Source organism: Vibrio palustris (assembly GCF_024346995.1).
Taxonomy (GTDB): Bacteria; Pseudomonadota; Gammaproteobacteria; order Enterobacterales; family Vibrionaceae; genus Vibrio; species Vibrio palustris.
Window position 1 is genome coordinate 1498339 of sequence record NZ_AP024887.1, and the last position, 22412, is coordinate 1520750.

A 22412-nucleotide genomic window follows, 5' to 3' on the forward strand; every position below is an offset into this window, starting at 1 on the left:
GTATGGCAACCGAATAAAACGTCATCGTTAAAACGAGCTGCTCATAGTCGGTACTCTCTGATTTTCTCAGAAGAATGGTGCAATAATCACACCATACTCTCGGCATCTAAAAACAAAGCTTTATCCGTTTATTTAGCCAGTTGCGAGCAAGTTATTGCACTCAAAACGCAAAAACTTGCCCAGCAAGCAAAAGTTTGCCTGCTTCACTTGTCAACGAATAAACAGTGACATGATTGCTACTCAGAAGCAAGACGTCCAGCACCTTGCATGGCTTTACAGACATAAATGGTTTCTTTTAACCCTGTTTTAGCCATGTAGTGCTTCTCGACAGCATCACGTACCGCTTGTATTAAATGAGGAGGGACTAATGCGACAACACAACCACCGAAGCCGCCCCCGGTCATGCGTACCCCACCCTCAAGTTGAATCACATCTTTAATAATGTCGACTAACGTATCAACTTCTGCCACTGTAATTTCAAAGTCATCGCGCATCGATTGGTGGGATTGCGCCATGAGCTTGCCCATATCGGCAAGGTTACCGGCTGCTAATGCTTGTGCTGCCAGCTCAGTACGTCGATTTTCTGTAATTACGTGTCGTGCGCGTTTAGCCACTATCGCGGGTAATTGATGCAAGTTTTTTTCAAACTCATCCAATGTAACATCACGCAACGCTTCTACCCCTAAAATACGCGCCGCCTCTTCACATTGCTGACGACGTTCATTATATTCACTGTCGACTAAGCCACGCTTTTTATTGGTGTTGATGATCATTACCGTGATATCGCTCGGCATCGGCACCGCTTGTGTTGCTAACGAACGACAGTCAATCAATAGTGCATGATCTTGTTCGCCTTGTGCCGAAATTAATTGATCCATGATGCCGCAGTTACAGCCAACAAATTCATTTTCCGCTTGCTGACCAATAATAGCGAGATCACTTTGAGACACCTCTAACTGATAGAGCGTTTTAAATGTTTGACCTATCACAACTTCTAATGCTGCAGACGAGCTCAACCCAGCACCTTGTGGCACATTACCACTCACGGTTAGATCAGCGCCGGCAAACACATAACCACGCGCGAGCAAACATTTGACTACGCCGCGTACATAGTTCGCCCATAGCTTATTCTCGATGAACTCGATCGGCTCATCAAGATCAAATTCATCGAGTTGATCATCATAATCACACGCGATCACTCGTACTTTGCGATCATCACGGGGACTCGCCGCCACGACAGTGTGATAATCAATCGCACAGGGTAAAACAAAACCATCATTATAATCGGTATGTTCACCAATTAAATTCACACGCCCTGGTGCATGAATTAATGCTTGTGGTTGACGTTGGAAAATACGTTGAAATGTGTCGAGCACAGTATATTTAGGTTCAGACATAATTGGTTTACTCTTTAAAAATAACAAAAGCGACGTGGATTACATTACTTACTACTGCTCATTAAAATGGATATCGCTCACCGCACGTAAACGCTCTGCAGCTTGTTCGGCAGTTAGGTCGCGCTGCGATTCAGCTAGCATCTCGTACCCCACCATGAATTTTTTCACCGTTGCACTGCGTAACAAGGGCGGGTAAAACGTCGCATGTAATTGCCAATGATCAAGTGATGTGCCTTCTTCAAAAAATGGTGCGTAATGCCAGCCCATCGAATACGGAAAAGAACACTGAAATAAATTATCGTAACGACTGGTCAATTTTTTCAGGGCTAGAGCCAAATCATCACGCTGCGCATCATTTAATTCATTCATACGACGAATCGGCATTTTAGGTAATAACATGGTTTCAAATGGCCATGCCGCCCAATACGGCACCACGGCTAACCAATGCTCGGTTTCGACGACAGTGCGCGCACCATCTTGTTGTTCAGCATTGACATAATCGACAAGTAAGCTGCGTCCATGTTGCTCAAAGTAGCGACGTAAATGTGTTTCTTTACTCGCAATTTCATTAGGCAGAAAACTATTCGCCCACACTTGTCCGTGAGGATGGGGTTGCGAACATCCCATCATAGCTCCCTTGTTTTCAAACACTTGTACCCATAAATAATCTTGACCAAGCTCATTTATTTGCTCGTTCCACGTATCCACGACGCGGCGAATGGCCGGCAATGAAAGTTCAGGCAACGTTTTACTGTGATCGGGGGAAAAACAAATCACGCGGCTAAGACCGCGCGCATCTTCACAGTGAAATAGTCCACTCTGTCCGACTGGCGCGCTAGGAGTATCCGGCTGTAAAGCAGCAAAATCGTTGTCAAAAACAAACGTACTCGTATAATCTGGATTCGTGTCACCAGAGACACGTGTATTCGTAGGGCACAGAAAACAACTGTGTTCATAGCTTGGCAACGTTTCAGTCGGAGCAACGTCATTTTGTCCACTCCAAGGGCGCTTAGCGCGATGTGGGGAAACTAGAACGTATTCGCCAGTTAAAGGGTTAAAACGACGATGTGGATGTTCCACAGGATCAAATGTTAATTCTGCCATGCAAGATTACTCATTAGTTGGTGATGCTTAGCTATGACATCCGCATAGCTAGAACAAGTTATTGATAGGTGAGCTAGATAAAGAACACAATCATTCGCCACGGCGATACCATTGGTTGGTATCTCACCTTTATTAACATAGTTTACCGACCTTCTTAACGTGATTCTGTGAGTCTCCACACATTGTGTAAACGTTACCACCAATAATTAAAAAAACTGGGCTTAATGACCTCATAAAACGCTTTAACAGCGTATTAATTCTATTGTAAACAAATGATAACGTTTACACTCAACTTTCTTGGTTCGGGAGAGTACTGATCAAATTGTCGACAGAAAAGTCAGTACTGCTCCCCAACGTTGCGACCTGTGAGTGCACTTTCACCAACAATGTGTTCACTTATTAAACAATAAGCCGTAAATAATCCGATTTACGCTGTGGCTTTCTATTTACAATGGGATCGGTTATCCGTATGATTTTCGCGTCTTCAATATCCCCCTTAAGGCCAAAGATGAACAACGACAAACGTCCACTATATTTACCCTATGCTGGTGCAGCTTTAATGAGCACACCATTATTGAATAAAGGCAGCGCCTTCTCTGCAGAAGAGCGCGTATCTTTCAACTTGGAAGGGCTTTTGCCAGAAGCGACCGAAACCATCCAAGAACAAGTTGTTCGTGCTTATCAACAGTACTGCAGCTTTGAAAATGATATGGATAAACATATCTATCTTCGTAACATTCAAGATACGAACGAAACTTTGTTTTACCGCCTTGTCCAAAACCATATTTCAGAGATGATGCCAGTCATCTACACTCCAACCGTGGGTGCAGCATGCGAAAACTTCTCTAATATTTATCGCCGTGGACGTGGCGTCTTTGTTTCTTATGCTAACCGCGATCGTATTGACGACATCCTTAACAATGCTGCAAACCAAAACGTCAAAGTGATTGTTGTCACTGACGGTGAGCGTATTCTTGGTCTAGGCGACCAAGGCATTGGAGGAATGGGCATTCCTATCGGTAAATTAGCATTATACACCGCTTGTGGTGGTATTAGCCCAGCTTACACGCTTCCTGTTGTGTTAGATGCCGGCACTAATAACCCACAACGTCTTGCCGATCCTATGTATATGGGGTGGCGTCATACCCGTATTACGGGAGCAGAATACGATGCCTTTGTTGAAGAATTTATTCAAGCGGTGAAGCGTCGCTGGCCAGATGCATTGATCCAATTTGAAGATTTCGCTCAAAAAAATGCAATGCCACTATTACAGCGTTATAAAGATCGTGTGTGTTGTTTCAACGATGACATTCAAGGCACCGCTGCGATTGCTGTTGGTTCTTTACTGGCTGCTTGTAAAGCCGCAGGTACTAAATTATCTCAACAGCGTATTACCTTTGTTGGCGCCGGCTCTGCAGGTTGTGGTATCGCTGAAGCTATCATTGCACAAATGGTATCTGAAGGGATTAAAGATTCTCAAGCACGCTCACAAGTTTATATGGTTGATCGTTGGGGCCTACTTGAAGAAGGCATGCCTAATCTGTTGGACTTCCAACAGCGTTTGGTACAGACCAAGGCAAACACCAAAGATTGGACCTCAGAAGGGAACGGCGGTTACTCACTGATTGATGTTGTTCGTCAAGCTAAGCCAACCGTATTGATCGGTGTATCAGGCGCGCCAGGCTTATTTAGTGAAGAAGTGATCAAAACAATGCACACTAACTGTGAGCGTCCGATTGTCTTCCCATTGTCTAACCCAACTAGCCGTGTAGAAGCAACACCATCGGATATTCTAACGTGGACCAACGGTGAAGCTCTGGTTGCAACGGGTAGCCCATTTGCTCCTGTCGTACTCAACGATAAGACCTATCCAATTGCACAGTGTAATAACAGTTATATCTTCCCAGGTATTGGCCTAGGTGTGTTAGCGGTCAATGCACAACGTGTAACGGACGAAATGCTTCAAGAGTCAAGCCGAGCCCTTGCTGAAACATCGCCATTAGCGATTAACGGCCATGGAGCATTATTACCACCACTAGAATCTATTCATTCGGTATCGAAGAAGATTGCTCTTGCGGTGGCGAAAAAAGCCATCGAGCAAGGTGTCGCTCCGGAGCGTTCTGAGAAAGCGATCATTGAAGCGATTGACCAGCATTTCTGGCAACCTGAATATCGTCGCTATAAACGTACTGCGTTTTAAGTTATCGTAAAGCCCCTCTCTGGGGCTTTTTTTTAATTGATAAATACTTATGGAACTACTACATTTTTTAACACCAGCTGGTCAATTTGTTGCACCGTACTTATCTGATATTTCGACCGCATTTGTCGCCTGCTTTCTTGTCATGATGGGAGGCGAGATAAATAACACGATTCGCCGAGTAATGCGCCACCAACATTTCATCGTGCGTACCATCGTTTTTATCTTAATTAATGCGTTTGGTTACGGATTAATCATTGTCAAAGCAAGCCCTTACTTAGCTCGGACACTCGCTACCATGGAACGAGGCATGATGTTTGCCCTGATTATTTCTAGCTTTGTTATTATTGGCCTATGGGCACAAAAGAAACGTCAAATCTAATGCAACTTGGCATTTTCCTATCAAAGTGCTGGGTTGTTATTCGCCGAATTCTTATTTGGGGACTATTGAGTCTTCTTATACTGTGTGCCTGTTTAATCGGGAATGACCGATGGATAGCATGGCAGACTCGAGACAATATTATTTATGACATTAATGATGTCTCACACTTCCAAGTGGGCGTGGTTCTTGGCACGAGTAAATATTTAGGGAAAATATTGAATGTGTATTACGCCAACCGAATTGATGCCGCGATCAAACTGTATCACCAAGGTAAATTATCAGGCTTTTTGCTGAGTGGCGATAACGCTCACCGCTCTTATAATGAACCGTGGACGATGAAACGCGACCTACTCAAGTCCGGCATCCCAGACGATAAAATCTACCTCGATTATGCAGGCTTTCGTACGCTCGACTCCATCGTACGTGCGAAACGTATCTTTGCAGAAGATCATTTCCTTATTATCACGCAAGGCTTTCATTGTGAGCGTGCACTTTATATCGCTCAATATCATGATATTAATGCAAAATGCCTTGCCGTCCCCGGCCCTGTCCATCACTCTGGCTATACTGTGCGACTCAGAGAAGTGTTAGCGCGAGCTAAAGCGATGTTTGATTTATATATCATGGACACACAGCCAAAATTTTTAGGCCCCAAGCATCCTATAGAATTAAGGAACTCGGCCGTTTCGGCGGCGGCCTCTTAATCAGTGGCCAGGGATATCAAATAGGATTTATTGTTTATCCGCCGGCAACTTCTGGTAACATTGCGCACCAATAAACAATAATGAGTAATGTCATGTCTTTTACTGGAACCGGTGTATTAAAAAAAATGCACGCCAACCTAGACACGGTAACAGAATATCGCTTGCCTGTCGGAGACCAATTCATTGAGCTTAATGCACTGATTGGAACCCAATTGCGTCTTGAACACACTGGCAATATTTTTTGCAGCGCATGTGGCAAAAAAACCAAAAAAAGTTATGCACAAGGCCACTGCTTTCCTTGTATGAGAAAACTCGCTAGCTGTGATATGTGCATAATGAAACCAGAGCAATGCCACTACGATCAAGGTACCTGTCGTGAGCCTGAGTGGGGTGAGAAAAATTGCATGGTCGATCATTTCGTCTATCTCTCCAATACCTCTGGATTAAAAGTTGGAATTACTCGTCATACGCAAATCCCAACGCGTTGGATTGATCAAGGCGCGATGCAAGGACTGCCTATATTCAAAGTAAAGACCCGCCAAATTTCAGGGCTGCTCGAAGTCGAATTAGCCAAGCATATCGCCGATAAAACCAATTGGAGAACACTGTTAAAAACAGATGCCACTCCCATGTCATTGAGCGACCACTTTGTTGAGTTACGTCCGCTCCTCGATGAAAAAATTGCGGAACTCCGTGCCCGTTTTGGCGATGATGCGATTGAAGAGTTACATGCTGAAACCACCGATATCCAATACCCGGTTGAGCATTACCCGAGCAAGATTGTCTCGCATAACTTTGATAAAAACCCAGTTGTAGAAGGGACCTTGCAAGGTATCAAAGGCCAATATTTGATTTTTGATACTGGCGTCATCAACGTCCGTAAATTCACGTCATATGAAGTCAATGTTATGACAGTATAACGTGAGTAATTCGCGTATTGCGCTCTCCCCTACCCGAGTGTTCATAAGTTGGGAGGGCGTTGCCCAATAGCTTCAATTCTCTTTCCCGTTGCTATACGCTTACTCACACTCGACACCACAATGTAGAAAATATCCAAAAACCCTATCTTATAAACAAAAATTGGACGACATCGATAGGAAACTGGCTAAAATAGAACGTTTAATAAGGAAGCACTAAAGTACATTTTTGTCATAATGCCCTTGTATCTGCTTTCCAACGCCATATATAGTCCTTACAATTACAAAATATAGTCATATGCATCGAAGAGATGGGAGCTCACATGAGTGAAGTAAAACATGCACAATTATTAATTCTTGGTTCAGGACCTGCTGGTTATACCGCAGCGGTATACGCAGCTCGCGCGAACCTTAATCCTGTTCTCGTCACCGGGATGCAACAAGGCGGCCAATTAACCACGACGACTGAAGTGGAAAACTGGCCAGGCGATCCAACTGACCTTACCGGCCCTGGTTTGATGGATCGTATGAAAGAACATGCCGAGAAATTCAATACTGAAATTCTTTTTGATCATGTTAACCGTGTTGATTTTTCGCAGCGCCCTTTCCGTTTATTTGGCGATAGCACTGAATACACATGTGATGCATTAATTATCTCAACCGGTGCCTCAGCGAAGTACTTAGGCCTAGATTCAGAAGAGGCATTCAAAGGCCGTGGGGTTTCAGCCTGTGCAACATGTGACGGCTTCTTTTACCGTAATCAAAAAGTGGCTGTTGTCGGTGGTGGTAACACCGCCGTTGAAGAAGCATTGTATCTTTCCAACATCGCTTCTGAAGTGCACATGATTCACCGCCGTGAAACCTTCCGTGCCGAGAAAATCCTAATTGACCGACTCTACGAGAAAGTTGCCGCGGGTAAAATTATTCTACATACCAATCGCACACTTGATGAAGTACTCGGCGATGACATGGGTGTGACAGGCGTAAGAATGAAAGAGACCCACTCTGACTCAACCGAAGATCTCGAGGTAATGGGAGCATTCATCGCCATTGGTCATCAACCTAATACTGGCATTTTTGCCGATCAGCTTGAAATGAACAATGGTTACATTGTGGTGAAGTCAGGCCTGAACGGTAATGCCACCCAAACCAGCATCGACGGTATTTATGCCGCCGGTGATGTGATGGATCATAACTACCGTCAAGCAATCACCTCTGCGGGCACAGGTTGTATGGCTGCATTAGATGCTGAACGTTATTTAGATAGCCTTACTAATAAGTAAGCTGAATAAATAAACTAAAATGTAACTTAATTTTTCAGTATTCCAGCCAATCAAAAAAGCCCAGCGGTATAACCTCTGGGCTTTCTTATGTATACTGATTGCTCGCTCAACCTACATTTCTAAATAAAGCCCTCATAATGGATAAGAATAAACAACGTAGCTTAAACCAATGGTTAAAGGCACAAAGCAAACTAGCGAAACGCTGGTTAATGCTCGCCATCGGCCTTGGCGTCTTATCGAGTGTGTTTTTAGTGGGACAGGCCGCACTGTTGGCCACCTTACTGCATGACTTGATCATCGACCACGTCGACAAATCGGAATTAATCCCTTATTTCCTTGGCCTACTCGCCTTAATTGGCTTACGAGCCTTGTGTTCATGGGCCAGAGAAATCGCTGGATTCCGTTGTGGCGAAGAAATTCGCATTTATATCCGTCAACTCATCATGGATAAATTACGAGAGCTAGGGCCAGCCTATATCAAAGGCCAACCGGCCGGAACTTGGGCAGCGCTCACTCTCGAACAAGTCGAGAATATGCATGACTTCTTTGCTCGCTATCTACCTCAAATGGCATTAGCGGTCATGATTCCGGTCGTTATTTTGGTCGTGGTATTCCCGGTTAACTGGGCAGCAGGGTTAATTTTCTTATTTACTGCACCGCTAGTACCACTATTTATGGCTCTCGTCGGCATGAAAGCCGCTGATGCTGGTCGACGTAATTTTAAAGCCCTGCGCCGTTTGTCTGGGCACTTTTACGATCGCTTACAATCAATGACAACCATCCGCTTATTTGATCGTGCCGATGCCGAAACCGAAACCATGCGCGGAGCATCTGAAGTGTTTCGCAACCGCACCATGGACGTGTTACGTATTGCCTTTTTATCATCAGCGGTATTAGAATTCTTTACCTCCATCGCCATCGCATTAACCGCAGTGTACTTTGGTTTTAGCTTTATCGATAAACTCGATTTTGGTTATTACGGGGCCGGTGTAACGCTGTTTTCAGGGATGTTTATTCTGATTCTTGCGCCTGAGTTCTATCAACCACTTCGTGATTTAGGCACCTTTTATCACGCTAAGCAACTTGCGGTTGGCGCAGCAGAAAGTATCGTCGAGTTTCTCGAGGTCGACGTGAGTAAAGTAACCTCTGGCACGCAGGCGTTAACCGATACGAATTCAGTGGAAATCATCGCTGACAACTTAACCGTATTTAGCCCTGAAGGTCATCAATTAGTCGGGCCGATTTCTTTCACGATTGGTAAAAACCATACAACAGCGCTCGTTGGCCCAAGTGGTGCCGGAAAAACTAGCCTGATTAACGCCATTTTAGGCTTTATGCCTTATGACGGCAGCTTAACCATTAATGGTATCGAGTTAAGCGATCTAGACCATACTGATTGGCGTCGTTATATCAGTTGGGTGGGACAAAATCCCCTGCTACTTAATGGCACCATTCGTGACAACGTCACGATGGGTAAGGACATTAGCGACGACCAATTACAGGCGGTACTAGAAAGTAGCTTCGCGGCTGAATTCGTTAACTATCACGGCTTGGATTACGCCATCACTGATCGCTCAGGAGGATTATCTGTTGGACAAGCACAGCGTTTAGCCTTAGCACGCTCGATGCTTCAGCACGGATCTTTTTGGTTACTCGATGAGCCAACGGCAAGCCTTGATGCGCGTAGTGAACAGCTCGTTATGAAAGGCTTAACAACGCACATTGAGAAAAACACCGCGCTATTGGTTACCCACCAATTATCACCATTAAAATCTGTTGATCACATATTAGTCATGGACAATGGTCAGCTGGTACAAAGCGGTGACTTTACTACATTGAGCCAACAAGAAGACGGTTTATTTGCGACCATGCTCGCCGCGAACCAAGCCCACCAAGAAGCTGATAAGGGGAATCTCGATGCGTGAACTACTACCCTATCTGAAACTGTATAAGAAACACTGGTTCGGATTATCGCTCGGCATGCTACTCGCCTTTTTAACGCTCGCAGCGTCGATTGGTCTATTAACGATTTCTGGTTGGTTTTTGTCTGCAGCGGCTGTCGCAGGATTAAGCGTTGCCAAAGAAACCTTTAACTTTATGCTACCAAGTGGCTTTGTCCGTGGTTTTGCTATGGGACGAACGGCTGGTCGTTGGGGTGAACGTGTGGTCAGCCATAATGCCACATTCAAGCTATTAACCGATCTGCGTATTTTCTTCTTCCAAAAACTGACTCCGCTCATCCCTGGGCGCATTTCTAACTTACGTGATGCGGATATTTTAAACCGCGTTGTTGCCGATATCGACAGTATGGATCACGTTTACTTGCGCTTAATAAGCCCTGTCGTGGTAGGCACCTTGGGAATCGCATCAATCACAACATTAGTGTGTTGGTTTGATATGCGTTTAGGCTTAATCCTCGGTGGTATTCTATTAACCATATTGCTGACCTGGCCCATTATCTTTTATAAGTTAGGTAAACGTAATGGTCACGAACTGACGCAAAATCGTGCGGATTTTCGCATTACAATGCTAGATTGGTTGGAAGGCTTCAGTGAATTAACATTATTCGGAGCCGAACCCCGCTACCGCCAGGCCATCAATGATGCACAAGAAAAACTTATCAATAATCAGCGTATTAATGCGCATATTTCAGGCTTAGCTCAGGCTTTATTAATGCTCGCCAACGGCTGGACTATGGTGCTGATGTTGTGGTTAGCGGCCGATGGTGTCGGTGGACAGCCGCCTAGCCCATTGATTGCCTTAATTGTATTTGCCACCATGGCATGTGTTGAACTGCTAATGCCTATTGCCGGTGCTTTCCAATACTTGAGTCAAACGCTTGCATCTGCACGTCGTCTTAACGAAGTGATTCTTGCCGAGCCCGAAGTGGTTTTCCCAACTGAATCGGCGCCCCACTCCGGTGAGTATTCACTAGACTTTGATAACGTAACGTTCCGCTATAGTGCGGATGATCGTAAAGCGGTTAACCAAGTGTCATTATCGGTGCCAGCGCAACATAAAGTCGCCATTGTTGGACAAACTGGTTCGGGTAAGTCTACCTTAATGCAGTTGCTGTCGCGCTATTGGGATACCCAAGAAGGAGAAATCCGTATTGCGGGTACGCCACTGACTCACTGGAAAGAAAGTGATTTACGAGCCGCGATCAGCGTTGTCAGCCAACGAGTCGACATCCTCAATGGCACACTACGTGACAATTTAATCTTAGCTAAACCCGATGCTTCAGATGAAGAATTAAGCAATACCCTTAATCGTGTTGGCTTAGAAAAGCTGCTTGATGCTCCAGGATTTGATGGTTGGGTTGGTGATGGTGGCCGTCAATTATCAGGCGGTGAAAAACGTCGCATTGGTATTGCACGGGCAATTTTACACGACGGGCCTATTTTACTGCTTGACGAACCAACAGAAGGCTTGGATAAACAAACCGAAAAGAATATTCTCGCTCTTTTCCACCAGCACTTCGCAGGAAAAACAGTCGTGTTTATTACCCATCGTTTAGTTGATTTAGACAGCATGGACAGCATCTGTTTAATTGAAGAAGGTGAAGTAGTTGAACATGGAAGTCATGAGGATTTGATGGCTCAGCGCGGTCGATATTTTCAATTGAACCAGACGTTATAACTTTACTATTATAGCTTCCTCAATTGAGCGACGCACTTTATCGAGTGCGTCGCTTTTGTATCACAGCAACATACCTTATGTTCAACCATCGAGGTGGTTAAGCCAAGTTATGTTAGTGGTGACGAAAAAAAATCCCGAGCTGAGGCTCGGGATTTTTTATTTCTTAATGACAGAGTCTGCAATTATTGACGCGTGCGACGCTGTTTTTTACCCGTCTGCGGTTTACGTGGTGTACGTTTGTCTGAACGCTGTCCATTGTCTTTACTGTCAGTCTGTTTTTGATCAGTATTTGCTCGACCACGGCCACCCGCTTCACTGGCTTTGCCACCACGTCCTTTGCTCGGCGTGGTCACACGCTCTTCATGACGACGTACCGCTCGGCGAATCTTTTGGCTACGAGAACGCTCACGTTTACGTGAAGTATTGTCTTTGTTTTGATCCAACATCGTATTCGATTCTGGAGCAAGCTCAACAATTTCACGCAAGTAGTTCACTTGCTTAAGAGTCAGTTCCATCCATCCGCCACGTGGCAGACTTTTTTCTAAGAAGATATCACCATAGCGAACCCGTTTCAGGCGACTTACCGTCGTTCCTTGCGATTCCCACAAACGGCGCACTTCACGGTTACGACCTTCATTGATCACAACGTAAAATGTATGGTTCAGTCCTTCTCCACCTGTGTAAACGATATCTTCAAAACGCGCTTTGCCATCTTCAAGTTCAACACCGGTTACCAAGTTACGAATTTTATGTTCGTCTACGTCACCAAAAACACGAACTAAGTATTCCCGTTCTACTTGACGGCTTGGATGCATCAAGCGATTCGCCAATTCACCATCAGTAGTAAACAGCAACAATCCTGATGTATTCGCATCCAAACGACCTACAGAGATCCAACGTGAACCACGAATTTTTGGTAAACGATCAAAGACCGTTCGACGACCTTCAGGGTCGTGGCGAGTACATAACTCACCTTCTGGCTTGTAATACGCCAATACTCGACACACATCTTCTTCATGCGCTTTAATCGACACAGTATGGCCATCAACACGCACTACAGCGTTATCATCTTCTAGGCGTTCACCTAGTACAGCTACCTTGCCATTAACACTGACACGACCTGATCTAATCAGGGCCTCAAGCTCTCGGCGAGAACCGTGTCCAGTACGTGCTAAAACCTTTTGTAACTTTTCGCTCATCTATTTACCTATCTGTCGTCTTCTCAGACGTCAATTAACAAAATGCGATCCCACACGACCGCGGCCGCGTAGTATCTCAAATCCGTCAATAAAAAGCATCCCTTTTGTGATCAAATCGTGTTCAACCGTTATAGCACGCGCTCACTCAAACGGTGACGTATCCCCCGCACCATGACGGTCAATGACAATGCTATCATCGCTAAAGTTAATCACTGTTGTTGGCTGTTCGCCGACAATGCCCCCATTGAGGATGACATCAACTGCGTGCTCAAGCTCGGCGCGAATATCTTCTGGGTCCGATTCTGTCGTATCTTTTCCAGGTAAAATCAAAGATGTCGACATTAATGGCTCACCCAATGCTTCTAAGAGTTCAAGGGCAATGACATTATCCGGAACACGAATACCAATGGTTTTACGTTTAGCATTCATTAAACGACGCGGTACTTCCTTCGTCCCTTTAAAAATAAAAGTGTAAGGACCTGGTGTATTGTTTTTTAACAAACGAAACGCACTATTATCGACTCGTGCATACAGCGATAACTCAGATAAATCACGACATAACAGCGTGAAATTATGCTTGTCATCTAAACGGCGAATCTGACAAATACGCTCTAACGCGCGTTTATTTTCTAACTGGCAACCCAATGCATAACCTGAATCGGTTGGGTAGACGACCACCCCACCGTTACGAATAATCGCAACCGCTTGATTCATCAAACGAGTTTGTGGGGTTTCAGGGTGAACATAAAAATACTGGCTCATAGCGATTCCTTAATCATCCTGTTACGACAATGTTGGGAAACACGATGCTTCCCATGTTTCCCATATTGGAGTTACTCCTTTCGGCAGCCATAAATTGCGTCCTAGCTCCATCCACGGAGATGGATAATGAAAGTCGCTGCCTTGAGAAGCTAATAGATTGTATTGTATCGCATAATCGCCCAACGTGCGCTTTTCTTGTGGCGCTTGTTGCGGTTGCGCGACTTCCATCGCATCTCCGCCCGCTTGCGCAAACGTTTCCAACATACGTTTGACCCACTTAGTGGTCAGTTGATAGCGCGCTGGATGCGCGAGCACGGCTTGACCACCGGCAGCATGAATAGCCTCAATGGCCTCGGGTATAGTACACCAATTTGGCGGTACATAACCGGGATTATTACGGGTCATATAGCTCTTAAACACTTTTTGCATGGTTTTCGCATAACCATTGTCCACCAGCCATTTAGCGAAATGTGCGCGGGTGACTTCTGCCTCCCCAGCCAATGCTTGTACTTCTTCTAAAATCCCTGGGCGAGTGACTTTTTCTAAGCGCTCACCAATTAATTCAGCACGAGCTCGACGGCGGGCTTTTTGCTCTGTGATTAACCGAGTTAACTGTGGGTTTTGCGGATCAATGTTTAACCCCACAATATGAATATCTTTGTTTTGCCACACTGTAGACAATTCAATACCGGGGATCAGCGTCATTGGATACCCTTTTTCCTCGATATAATCTTGGGCCGGCTTTAATGAATCCACAGAGTCATGATCGGTAATGGCCAGTACGTCAATATCAAACTCACGAGATCGTTCAATAAGGGCATCGTAAGTAAGACGACCATCTGATGCAGTGGTATGGCTATGTAGATCTATTTTCATCATTATCTCATTTTTTGCCGATTTGGTGCTTGACTTTCAATCATCATACTAGTTAACTAGTACACAGATGCAGCGTACACGATTAAGGACTCTCATGTTACAAGAATTTAACCCACTACATAAAGTGAAACCGACAATGACACCAAAACAATCGGTACTTTGGCATCGTTGGCATCACATTTTATGGGCTGAGGTGTACGCATCATTGCAAAAGATTGCACACTGAGTAAAAGCCCGCCCACCAATGCGGGCTTTTTGTTTTTACACTCTAGGGTTAATAACAAACGTTACGGTTGACCCATAATTAACAACAATACAGTGATGAATAAGGAGGTCTTGTGAAAAAGACCATGACGACCCAGCAAAGCGTTTCTCTTGAAGTCATGACCCAAGTGCTGACTTATACGCGTAACCCAACGACGCTATTTCACACGCTATGCGCTGATCGCTCTGACTGCCTGCTGCTCGAATCAGCTGAAGTCGATTCAAAACAAGATCTAAAAAGTCTCGTCATCATCGACAGTGCTTTGCGTATTACCTGCTTTGAACATACTGTCACGCTACAAGCACTGACTGACAATGGCCAACGCTTACTGAATGCAATTGCGGACAATATCCCCGAGTCGGTGACGCACGACTTTGCTTGTGCAACTCACTTACACCTTACATTTGTGGGTGCTGATGACGCTTTAGATGAAGATAGCCGTTTGCGTGAACACTCCACCTTTGATGCCCTGCGCTTAGTGCAAGGTACGGTAAATACCGATAGCCATGACCCATTTGCTCTCTTTATCGGCGGACTGTTTGCCTACGATCTTGCGGCTAACTTTGAAAATGTAGGTGATGTAAAAGATACGACTCAATGTCCTGATTATGTCTTTTATGTAGCAGAAACATTGATGGTTATTGACCATCAAACCCAAACCTCTTATTTACAAGGTGCACTCTTCAATAGTGATAGTGACGCACACGCCACAATGCAACAGCGCCTAGAAGCAATGAAACTTACCATTTCCGGTCAATTAGCTCCGGTAACCGCTCAACCGCTGGTCGAAAACTGCCTGACTACCAATATCAGCGACAGCGGGTTTTGTGACATTGTTGATTCATTAAAGCAGTCGATTGTAAAAGGCGATATTTTTCAAGTGGTGCCATCTCGTCGCTTTAACTTACCATGTCCGTCACCACTCGCCGCTTACGAGCAATTGAAGATCAACAACCCCAGTCCTTATATGTTCTATATGCAAGATGAACATTTCACATTATTTGGGGCGTCACCGGAGAGTGCCTTGAAATACTCGCGCACGACCAATCAAGTTGAGATCTATCCGATTGCCGGAACTCGTCGTCGCGGTAAACATCATGATGGAAGCATCGACCCTGATTTGGACAGCCGGATTGAATTAGAACTGCGTACAGATAAAAAAGAAACCGCAGAACACATGATGTTAGTCGATTTAGCCCGTAATGATGTGGCGCGCATTTCTAAAGCTGGCACGCGTTATGTTACCGACTTACTCAAAGTGGATCGCTACAGCCATGTCATGCACTTGGTCTCTCGTGTAGTCGGCCAACTGCGCGATGATCTGGATGCACTGCATGCCTATCAAGCCAGTATGAACATGGGCACACTCACTGGCGCTCCTAAAATCCGCGCGATGCAATTGATTCGCGACGTAGAGCAAGAGCGGCGTGGTAGCTATGGCGGAGCGGTAGGCTATCTTACCGGCCAAGGCGACATGGACACTTGTATCGTTATTCGCTCCGCTTATGTACAAAATGGTATTGCCTCCGTACAAGCTGGCGCAGGCGTTGTCTACGACTCTGACCCTCAGTCAGAGGCGGACGAAACGCGTACTAAAGCGCAAGCGGTCATTTGTGCCATTCAACAAGCGCATCAAGCATAAGGACGATCACTCATGGCAAATATTATTTTTATCGACAATTTTGATTCCTTTACCTACAACTTAGTCGATCAATTCCGTGCATTAGGTCATCACGTCCAGATATACAGAAATACGGTGTCCATCGAACAAATTGACGCCGTCACTCGTGCTGTAGAACAACCTTTATTAGTCTTGTCACCGGGCCCAGGTACGCCAGCCGCTGCGGGTAACATGCCGGCAATGATTCAATACTTTAAAGGACAAATCCCTATGTTGGGAATTTGTTTAGGCCACCAAGCGATTGTTGAAGCCTATGGAGGTAAAGTCGATAACGCAGAAGCCATCGTGCATGGCAAAGTGTCGCACATTCGCCACCAAGGCCATGCGGTGTTTGCCGGTTTGGCGTCGCCATTAGCCGTTGCACGCTATCATTCCTTAGTTGCCACTGAGGTCCCACGCGCATTATCAGTATTAGCCACGGTCGATGAAATGGTCATGGCAGTCAGTCATGAAGCGCATAAAGTGTGTGGTTTTCAGTTTCACCCTGAATCCATTATGACCACACAAGGGGCGAGTCTTCTGACTAATGCCGTGAATTGGACATTGCAATCACATGTAAAGACACAGACGGCTTAATGCTTATCAAGGAATGATTATCATGCAAAATATTATTGAAAAATTATACCAACAGCGCTCTCTCTCTGAATTGGAAAGCGAAACATTATTTGACCATATTATTCGCGGCGAGCTCGATGCCATTCTCATGGGAGCGGCACTGACGGCACTAAAAATCAAAGGTGAAACGCCGTGTGAAATAGCCGGCGCTGCCAAAGCATTGCAAAATAATGCGAGTGCGTTTCCGCGCCCTGATTACGATGTCGCCGATATTGTCGGAACTGGCGGTGATGGAGCAAATACCATTAACATTTCTACGACTTCTGCCTTTGTCGCGGCGGCTTGTGGCGTAAAAGTAGCGAAACATGGTAACCGCAGCGTTTCCAGCCGCTCAGGCTCGTCAGACTTATTAGAAGCGTTTGGAATTAATTTAACCATGGCACCACAAGATAGCCGTGATGCGTTAGATGATCTTGGTGTCACATTTCTGTTTGCACCGCAATATCACGGCGGGTTTCGTCACGCCGTGCCTGTCCGCCAAGCGTTAAAAACTCGGACCATTTTTAATATTCTTGGTCCTTTAATTAACCCCGCCCGTCCCAATATTGAATTAATGGGCGTTTATAGCCAAGAACTGGTTCGCCCTATTGCAGAAACCATGATACAAATGGGAATGAAACGTGCTGCAGTAGTGCATGGTGCAGGGTTAGATGAAGTCGCCATCCACGGTACGACGCAGGTGGCAGAGATTCGCGATGGACGTATTGAAGAGTATACCTTAGAACCCGAAGATTTTGGTTTAGCCCGCTACACCTTACACGATATTCAAGGTGGCAACCCGGAAGAAAATCAGGTATTTAGTAAAGATATTTTAAGTGGCCAAGGAAAGCCAGCTCACAATGCGGCGGTCGCTGCCAATGTCGCTATGCTGCTCAAATTATTCGGCCGTGAAGATCTGAAACAAAACGTGCGCCAAGCTCAGGACGTAATGGCTTCTGGAGAAGCTTATCATTTGTTACAACAACTGGCACAGCGAGGCTAATTATGTCACAACAGCTTTCACCGCATATTTCCGTCGAACACACCAAAATGGCACAGGTGCTTGCACGCATTGTCAACGACAAAACGACTTGGGTTGCTGAACGTAAAGCCGCACAACCACTCAATAGTTTCCGGTCGCTGCTCACCCGCTCAGATCGCAGCTTTTATGATGCACTGAGCCAGCCAAACACCGCATTCATTTTAGAATGTAAAAAAGCCTCGCCTTCCAAAGGCTTGATCCGCGAGACCTTTGATTTAACAGAAATTGCGGGAGTCTATAAAGACTACGCGAGCGTCATTTCGGTATTAACGGATGAAAAATACTTTCAAGGTCAATTAGAGTTTCTTCCTAACGTTCGTCATCAAGTATCACAACCCGTATTATGTAAAGATTTCATTATTGATGCTTATCAAGTGTATTTAGCCCGTCATTATGAAGCGGATGCTATTTTATTAATGCTGTCGGTACTAACGGATGAACAATATCGCACCCTCGCCGATATTGCACATCAACTAGGAATGGGTGTTTTAACCGAAGCGAGTACCGAACAAGAAGTTCATCGTGCTGTGGCATTAGACGCTAAGGTGATTGGGATTAACAATCGTAACTTACGAGATTTAACCACAGATTTGAATCGTACCAAACAATTGGCGCCTCTTATTCCTAAAGGCACGACGGTGATTTCTGAATCCGGAGTCTACACCCACCAAGAAGTCTTAGATTTAATTCCGTATGCGAGTGGCTTTCTTATTGGCAGCGCATTAATGAGCGAAGACAACTTAGAATTAGCGGTGCGCCGCGTCCTACTCGGCGAAAATAAAGTCTGCGGCTTAACCACCAGTGGCGATGCGATGAAAGCTTACCAAGCTGGTGCCGTCTATGGGGGAATGATTTTTGTCGAAAGCTCGCCACGTTGTGTCAATGCTCAGCAAGCACAAGAGATTATTGCGGATGCACCGCTGTATTATGTCGGCGTCTTCCGCGATCAGGCTATCGACACGGTGGCAAGCACGGCTAAAACACTCGGTTTACATGCAGTACAACTGCATGGTAATGAAGATCAAGCGTATGTCGATGAATTACGCACAGCACTCCCTGCTACAACGCATATTTGGAAAGCCTATGGCGTTCAACAAAGCCTCCCGCAATGCTTAAACAACAACATTGATCGCCATCTATTTGATAGCCAAATTGATGAGCAAAGTGGCGGTACAGGCACGGTTTTCGATTGGTCACTTATCGACGCTCCGCAACACATCATGTTAGCGGGTGGCTTAAACATCGATAACGTCAAGCATGCGCATCAGCTCGGCTGCATTGGCCTCGATTTTAACTCTGGGGTCGAAAGCGCACCAGGTAAAAAAGATGCACAAAAACTCACACAAATTTTCGCGGCACTGCGTGACTATTAATTAACGAATAGACAGTCACCGTGCAGACTGAGCACTTGACCATTAACCGCTCAGTACGCTGCGATATCAATATTAATGATGTCTGATTCACAGACCGGCGATATAACAAGGAATTCATCATGGCAAAATTAGATGCCTATTTTGGCGAGTTTGGCGGCCAATATGTCCCTCAACTCTTGGTGCCAGCTCTCGATCAGCTTGAGCAAGCCTTTATTGACGCACAAGAAGACGACGAGTTTCGTTCTGAATTTATGGGGTTATTGCAAGAATATGCGGGTCGCCCTACGGCGCTGACGCTCACGCGTAATCTCACCAAAGGAACAAAAACTCGCCTTTATCTCAAACGGGAAGATTTGCTGCACGGTGGCGCACACAAAACTAACCAAGTTTTGGGGCAAGCACTACTGGCAAAACGTATGGGCAAAAAAGAAATTATTGCTGAGACCGGTGCTGGCCAACATGGCGTAGCGACCGCATTAGCCTGTGCGTTATTAGATTTAAAATGCCGTGTTTATATGGGTGCCAAAGATGTCGAACGCCAAAGCCCGAACGTATTTCGCATGCGTTTAATGGGGGCGGAAGTCATCCCTGTCCACTCCGGCGCTGCCACACTAAAAGATGCGTGCAATGAAGCCATGCGTGATTGGGCTGGTAGCTACGAAACGGCACATTATCTGTTAGGAACGGCTGCGGGTCCGCACCCATTCCCGACCATAGTCCGTGAATTCCAACGCATTATCGGCGAAGAAACCAAAAATCAAATTCTCGCTCGTGAAGGCCGCCTACCGGATGCTGTGATTGCATGTGTCGGTGGAGGATCGAATGCGATTGGCATGTTTGCTGACTTTATTGAAGACACAAGCGTCCGTTTGATTGGTGTGGAGCCTGGCGGGAAAGGGATTGATACGCCACAACATGGCGCGCCATTAAAACACGGTACTACCGGTATTTTCTTTGGAATGAAGTCGCCTCTTATGCAAGATAGTTTCGGTCAGATTGAGGAATCATATTCCGTCTCTGCAGGATTAGACTTTCCATCGGTAGGCCCACAGCATGCGCACCTTAGTGCAACGGGGCGCGCGGATTATGTGAATGCAACCGATGATGAAGCGCTAGAAGCGTTTCAAAATCTCGCACGTAACGAAGGCATTATTCCAGCATTGGAATCCGCTCATGCATTGGCTCACGCAATTAAAATGGCTTACGAAGATCCTGAAAAAGAGCAGCTATTAGTCGTCAACTTATCGGGTCGTGGCGATAAAGACATCTTTACTGTGAATAAAATCCTCGAAGAAAAAGGAGAACTCTAATGGATCGCTATCACCAATTATTTGCACGCTTAAATGAAGCCAAACAAGGTGCATTTGTACCCTTCGTGACGATTGGCGATCCAAGTCCTGAGCTCTCGCGTCGTATTATTCAAACCTTAATTGATTCTGGTGCTGATGCACTCGAAATTGGCTTTCCTTTTTCGGATCCACTGGCCGATGGCCCGACCATTCAAAGTGCCAATGTACGTGCACTCGATGCCGGAACCACTCCCGACACCTGTTTTGATATTATTCGCTCGGTGCGTGATGCCAATCCAGATGTTCCGATTGGTCTGTTAATTTATGCCAACTTAGTGTATTCACGTGGTATTGATAACTTTTATCAGCGTTGCCAAGCGGCCGGTGTAGACTCGGTACTGATTGCCGATGTACCAACCGGAGAAAGCGCCCCGTTTGTAGCATCAGCCAAACAATACGGTATTAAACCGATTTTTATTGCCCCACCACAAGCTGACGATGCCACGTTAGCGAAAGTGGCGGAGTTCGGCGCTGGCTATACGTATTTATTATCACGCCAAGGCGTTACTGGCACGGAAACGAAAGCCAATATGCCAGTACACGCATTACTTGAACGGCTCGCGCAATTTAATGCCCCGCCAGCACTACTTGGGTTTGGTATCTCGGAGCCGGAACAAGTTCAGCAAGCGATCAATGCGGGCGCCGCCGGAGCTATTTCTGGCTCTGCAGTGGTAAAAATCATTGAAACCCGGCAGAACAACCCAGAGTCCCTTCTTGAGCATTTAGGCGAGTTCGTCCGAACAATGAAAGCGGCGACTCACCGCCAATAACGGGTACTTACATGATGGTTGTGCATGACTGGTAGGGTTTACCGCTTTACTCATTGAATGACAAACAAGGACTCCTATTTAAGGGAGTCTTTTTTTTGCCCCTCGCACAGAAACATTTCCATGCAGCTTGGCTTTGTCACATAAAAATGAAGAAAAAAGTAAGTAAACAATTGTAACCACAGTACGCTTTTTAGTGGTCAATAAATAAAAGCTACGCTATTTTGTCTGAGAGTTATGATGACTGTTTTTCTTCACCTCGCTTTTCGATAGACTGTCCACAGTATTTAATTAGGAATCACCTATCCATGAAACAATTACTTGATTTTATTCCCCTGATCGTTTTTTTTGCATTATACAAATATGCCGATATTTATACCGCGACAGGCGCATTGATTGCGGCTACCGCATTGCAAATTGTCGTTACTTATGTGATCTATAAAAAGTGTGAAAAAATGCAATTGATCACTTTTGCACTGGTCACCGTCTTTGGCGGCATGACCATTGCGTTCCATAATCCAGACTTTATTAAATGGAAAGTGTCACTGATTAACTGGATTTTTGCGCTTGGCCTGATGGTCAGTCATTTAATGGGCAAATCATTAATCAAAGGCATGCTAGGCAAGGAGTTAACGTTACCGGATAGCATATGGACGCGAGTGACTTGGGCATGGGTCGGTTTCTTTACCCTCAGTGGCATTGTCAATATCATCTTAGCGTACCGTGTCTCACTTGATGTGTGGGTCAACTTCAAAGTCTTTGGTTTATTTATCGCTACATTGGTGTTTACCGTACTCACTGTCTTGTATATGTACAAACACTTACCGAAAAAAGATCCGGAAGCGTAACGATATTTACGGCGTTAAAGCACGGCTTTTCAG

20 protein-coding genes are annotated in these 22412 nt (G+C 45.4%); 15 read left to right on the plus strand and 5 right to left on the minus strand.

The genetic code is table 11. The features are described from left to right. Positions 1-236: 236 nt before the first annotated feature. Positions 237-1397, minus strand: a complete 1161-nt coding sequence (gene galK, locus OCU30_RS07095; RefSeq protein WP_077312731.1) for a galactokinase — start codon at positions 1395-1397, stop codon at positions 237-239. Positions 1398-1448: 51 nt separating this feature from the next. Beyond that, positions 1449-2501, minus strand: a complete 1053-nt coding sequence (locus OCU30_RS07100; RefSeq protein ID WP_077312730.1) for a UDP-glucose--hexose-1-phosphate uridylyltransferase — start codon at positions 2499-2501, stop codon at positions 1449-1451. A gap of 508 nt (positions 2502-3009) precedes the next feature. Between OCU30_RS07100 and OCU30_RS07105 the strand changes: the two genes are divergently transcribed. From OCU30_RS07105 to cydC, 7 genes are all read left to right on the plus strand, one after another. Further along, the gene (locus OCU30_RS07105) at positions 3010-4701 is read left to right on the plus strand and encodes an NAD-dependent malic enzyme (RefSeq protein WP_077312728.1); all 1692 of its coding nucleotides are present in this window, start codon (positions 3010-3012) and stop codon (positions 4699-4701) included. A gap of 49 nt (positions 4702-4750) precedes the next feature. Further along, positions 4751-5080, plus strand: coding sequence for a DUF3392 domain-containing protein (locus tag OCU30_RS07110; protein WP_077312726.1), 330 nt, complete (start codon positions 4751-4753; stop codon positions 5078-5080). Further along, positions 5080-5784 carry a SanA/YdcF family protein gene (locus OCU30_RS07115; RefSeq protein ID WP_235861820.1) on the plus strand — a complete coding sequence of 235 codons (705 nt, stop codon included), beginning with the start codon at positions 5080-5082 and terminating at the stop codon, positions 5782-5784. Before OCU30_RS07110 ends, OCU30_RS07115 begins: the two co-directional genes overlap by 1 nt. Before the next feature lie 92 nt (positions 5785-5876). Next, positions 5877-6704, plus strand: a complete 828-nt coding sequence (locus OCU30_RS07120; RefSeq protein ID WP_077312722.1) for a DUF2797 domain-containing protein — start codon at positions 5877-5879, stop codon at positions 6702-6704. Between the two features lie 320 nt (positions 6705-7024). Then, positions 7025-7984, plus strand: a complete 960-nt coding sequence (gene trxB, locus OCU30_RS07125; RefSeq protein WP_077312720.1) for a thioredoxin-disulfide reductase — start codon at positions 7025-7027, stop codon at positions 7982-7984. Between the two features lie 137 nt (positions 7985-8121). Beyond that, positions 8122-9909, plus strand: a complete 1788-nt coding sequence (gene cydD / locus OCU30_RS07130) for a heme ABC transporter permease/ATP-binding protein CydD (protein ID WP_077312718.1) — start codon at positions 8122-8124, stop codon at positions 9907-9909. Next, positions 9902-11623, plus strand: a complete 1722-nt coding sequence (gene cydC, locus OCU30_RS07135; RefSeq protein WP_077312716.1) for a heme ABC transporter ATP-binding protein/permease CydC — start codon at positions 9902-9904, stop codon at positions 11621-11623. Before cydD ends, cydC begins: the two co-directional genes overlap by 8 nt. 182 nt (positions 11624-11805) lie before the next feature. Here cydC and rluB read toward each other — a convergent pair whose 3' ends face one another. The 3 genes from rluB to rnm all read right to left on the minus strand — a co-directional run bounded on the left by rluB (position 11806) and on the right by rnm (position 14460). Then, positions 11806-12822 carry a 23S rRNA pseudouridine(2605) synthase RluB gene (rluB, locus tag OCU30_RS07140; RefSeq protein ID WP_077312714.1) on the minus strand — a complete coding sequence of 339 codons (1017 nt, stop codon included), beginning with the start codon at positions 12820-12822 and terminating at the stop codon, positions 11806-11808. Positions 12823-12963: 141 nt separating this feature from the next. Further along, complete coding sequence (locus OCU30_RS07145) at positions 12964-13584, minus strand: L-threonylcarbamoyladenylate synthase (protein WP_077312712.1); 621 nt, start codon at positions 13582-13584, stop codon at positions 12964-12966. A 21-nt stretch (positions 13585-13605) separates the two neighbouring features. Continuing rightward, positions 13606-14460, minus strand: coding sequence for an RNase RNM (rnm, locus tag OCU30_RS07150; protein WP_077312710.1), 855 nt, complete (start codon positions 14458-14460; stop codon positions 13606-13608). Between the two features lie 94 nt (positions 14461-14554). Here rnm and OCU30_RS07155 point away from each other — a divergent pair, with 94 nt between their 5' ends. From OCU30_RS07155 to OCU30_RS07190, 8 genes are all read left to right on the plus strand, one after another. Continuing rightward, a complete protein-coding gene (locus OCU30_RS07155) occupies positions 14555-14686 on the plus strand; it encodes a Trp operon leader peptide (protein WP_139343472.1) in 132 nt (43 codons plus the stop codon). Between the two features lie 124 nt (positions 14687-14810). After that, positions 14811-16367 (plus strand): anthranilate synthase component 1, encoded by a 1557-nt coding sequence (locus tag OCU30_RS07160; protein WP_077313654.1) that lies wholly within the window; start codon positions 14811-14813, stop codon positions 16365-16367. Between the two features lie 12 nt (positions 16368-16379). After that, on the plus strand, positions 16380-16982 hold the full coding sequence (locus OCU30_RS07165) for an aminodeoxychorismate/anthranilate synthase component II (protein ID WP_077312708.1): 603 nt from the start codon (positions 16380-16382) through the stop codon (positions 16980-16982). A 22-nt stretch (positions 16983-17004) separates the two neighbouring features. After that, entirely contained in the window at positions 17005-18003 is a 999-nt protein-coding gene (trpD, locus tag OCU30_RS07170) for an anthranilate phosphoribosyltransferase (RefSeq protein ID WP_077312706.1), read from the plus strand. A 2-nt stretch (positions 18004-18005) separates the two neighbouring features. After that, complete coding sequence (trpCF, locus tag OCU30_RS07175) at positions 18006-19415, plus strand: bifunctional indole-3-glycerol-phosphate synthase TrpC/phosphoribosylanthranilate isomerase TrpF (RefSeq protein WP_077312704.1); 1410 nt, start codon at positions 18006-18008, stop codon at positions 19413-19415. A gap of 119 nt (positions 19416-19534) precedes the next feature. Continuing rightward, positions 19535-20725 carry a tryptophan synthase subunit beta gene (gene trpB / locus OCU30_RS07180; RefSeq protein ID WP_077312702.1) on the plus strand — a complete coding sequence of 397 codons (1191 nt, stop codon included), beginning with the start codon at positions 19535-19537 and terminating at the stop codon, positions 20723-20725. Then, entirely contained in the window at positions 20725-21534 is an 810-nt protein-coding gene (trpA, locus tag OCU30_RS07185; RefSeq protein WP_077312700.1) for a tryptophan synthase subunit alpha, read from the plus strand. The genes trpB and trpA overlap by 1 nt, the downstream gene beginning before the upstream one ends. A gap of 305 nt (positions 21535-21839) precedes the next feature. Beyond that, a complete protein-coding gene (locus OCU30_RS07190) occupies positions 21840-22379 on the plus strand; it encodes a septation protein A (RefSeq protein WP_077312698.1) in 540 nt (179 codons plus the stop codon). Positions 22380-22412 lie beyond the last annotated feature (33 nt).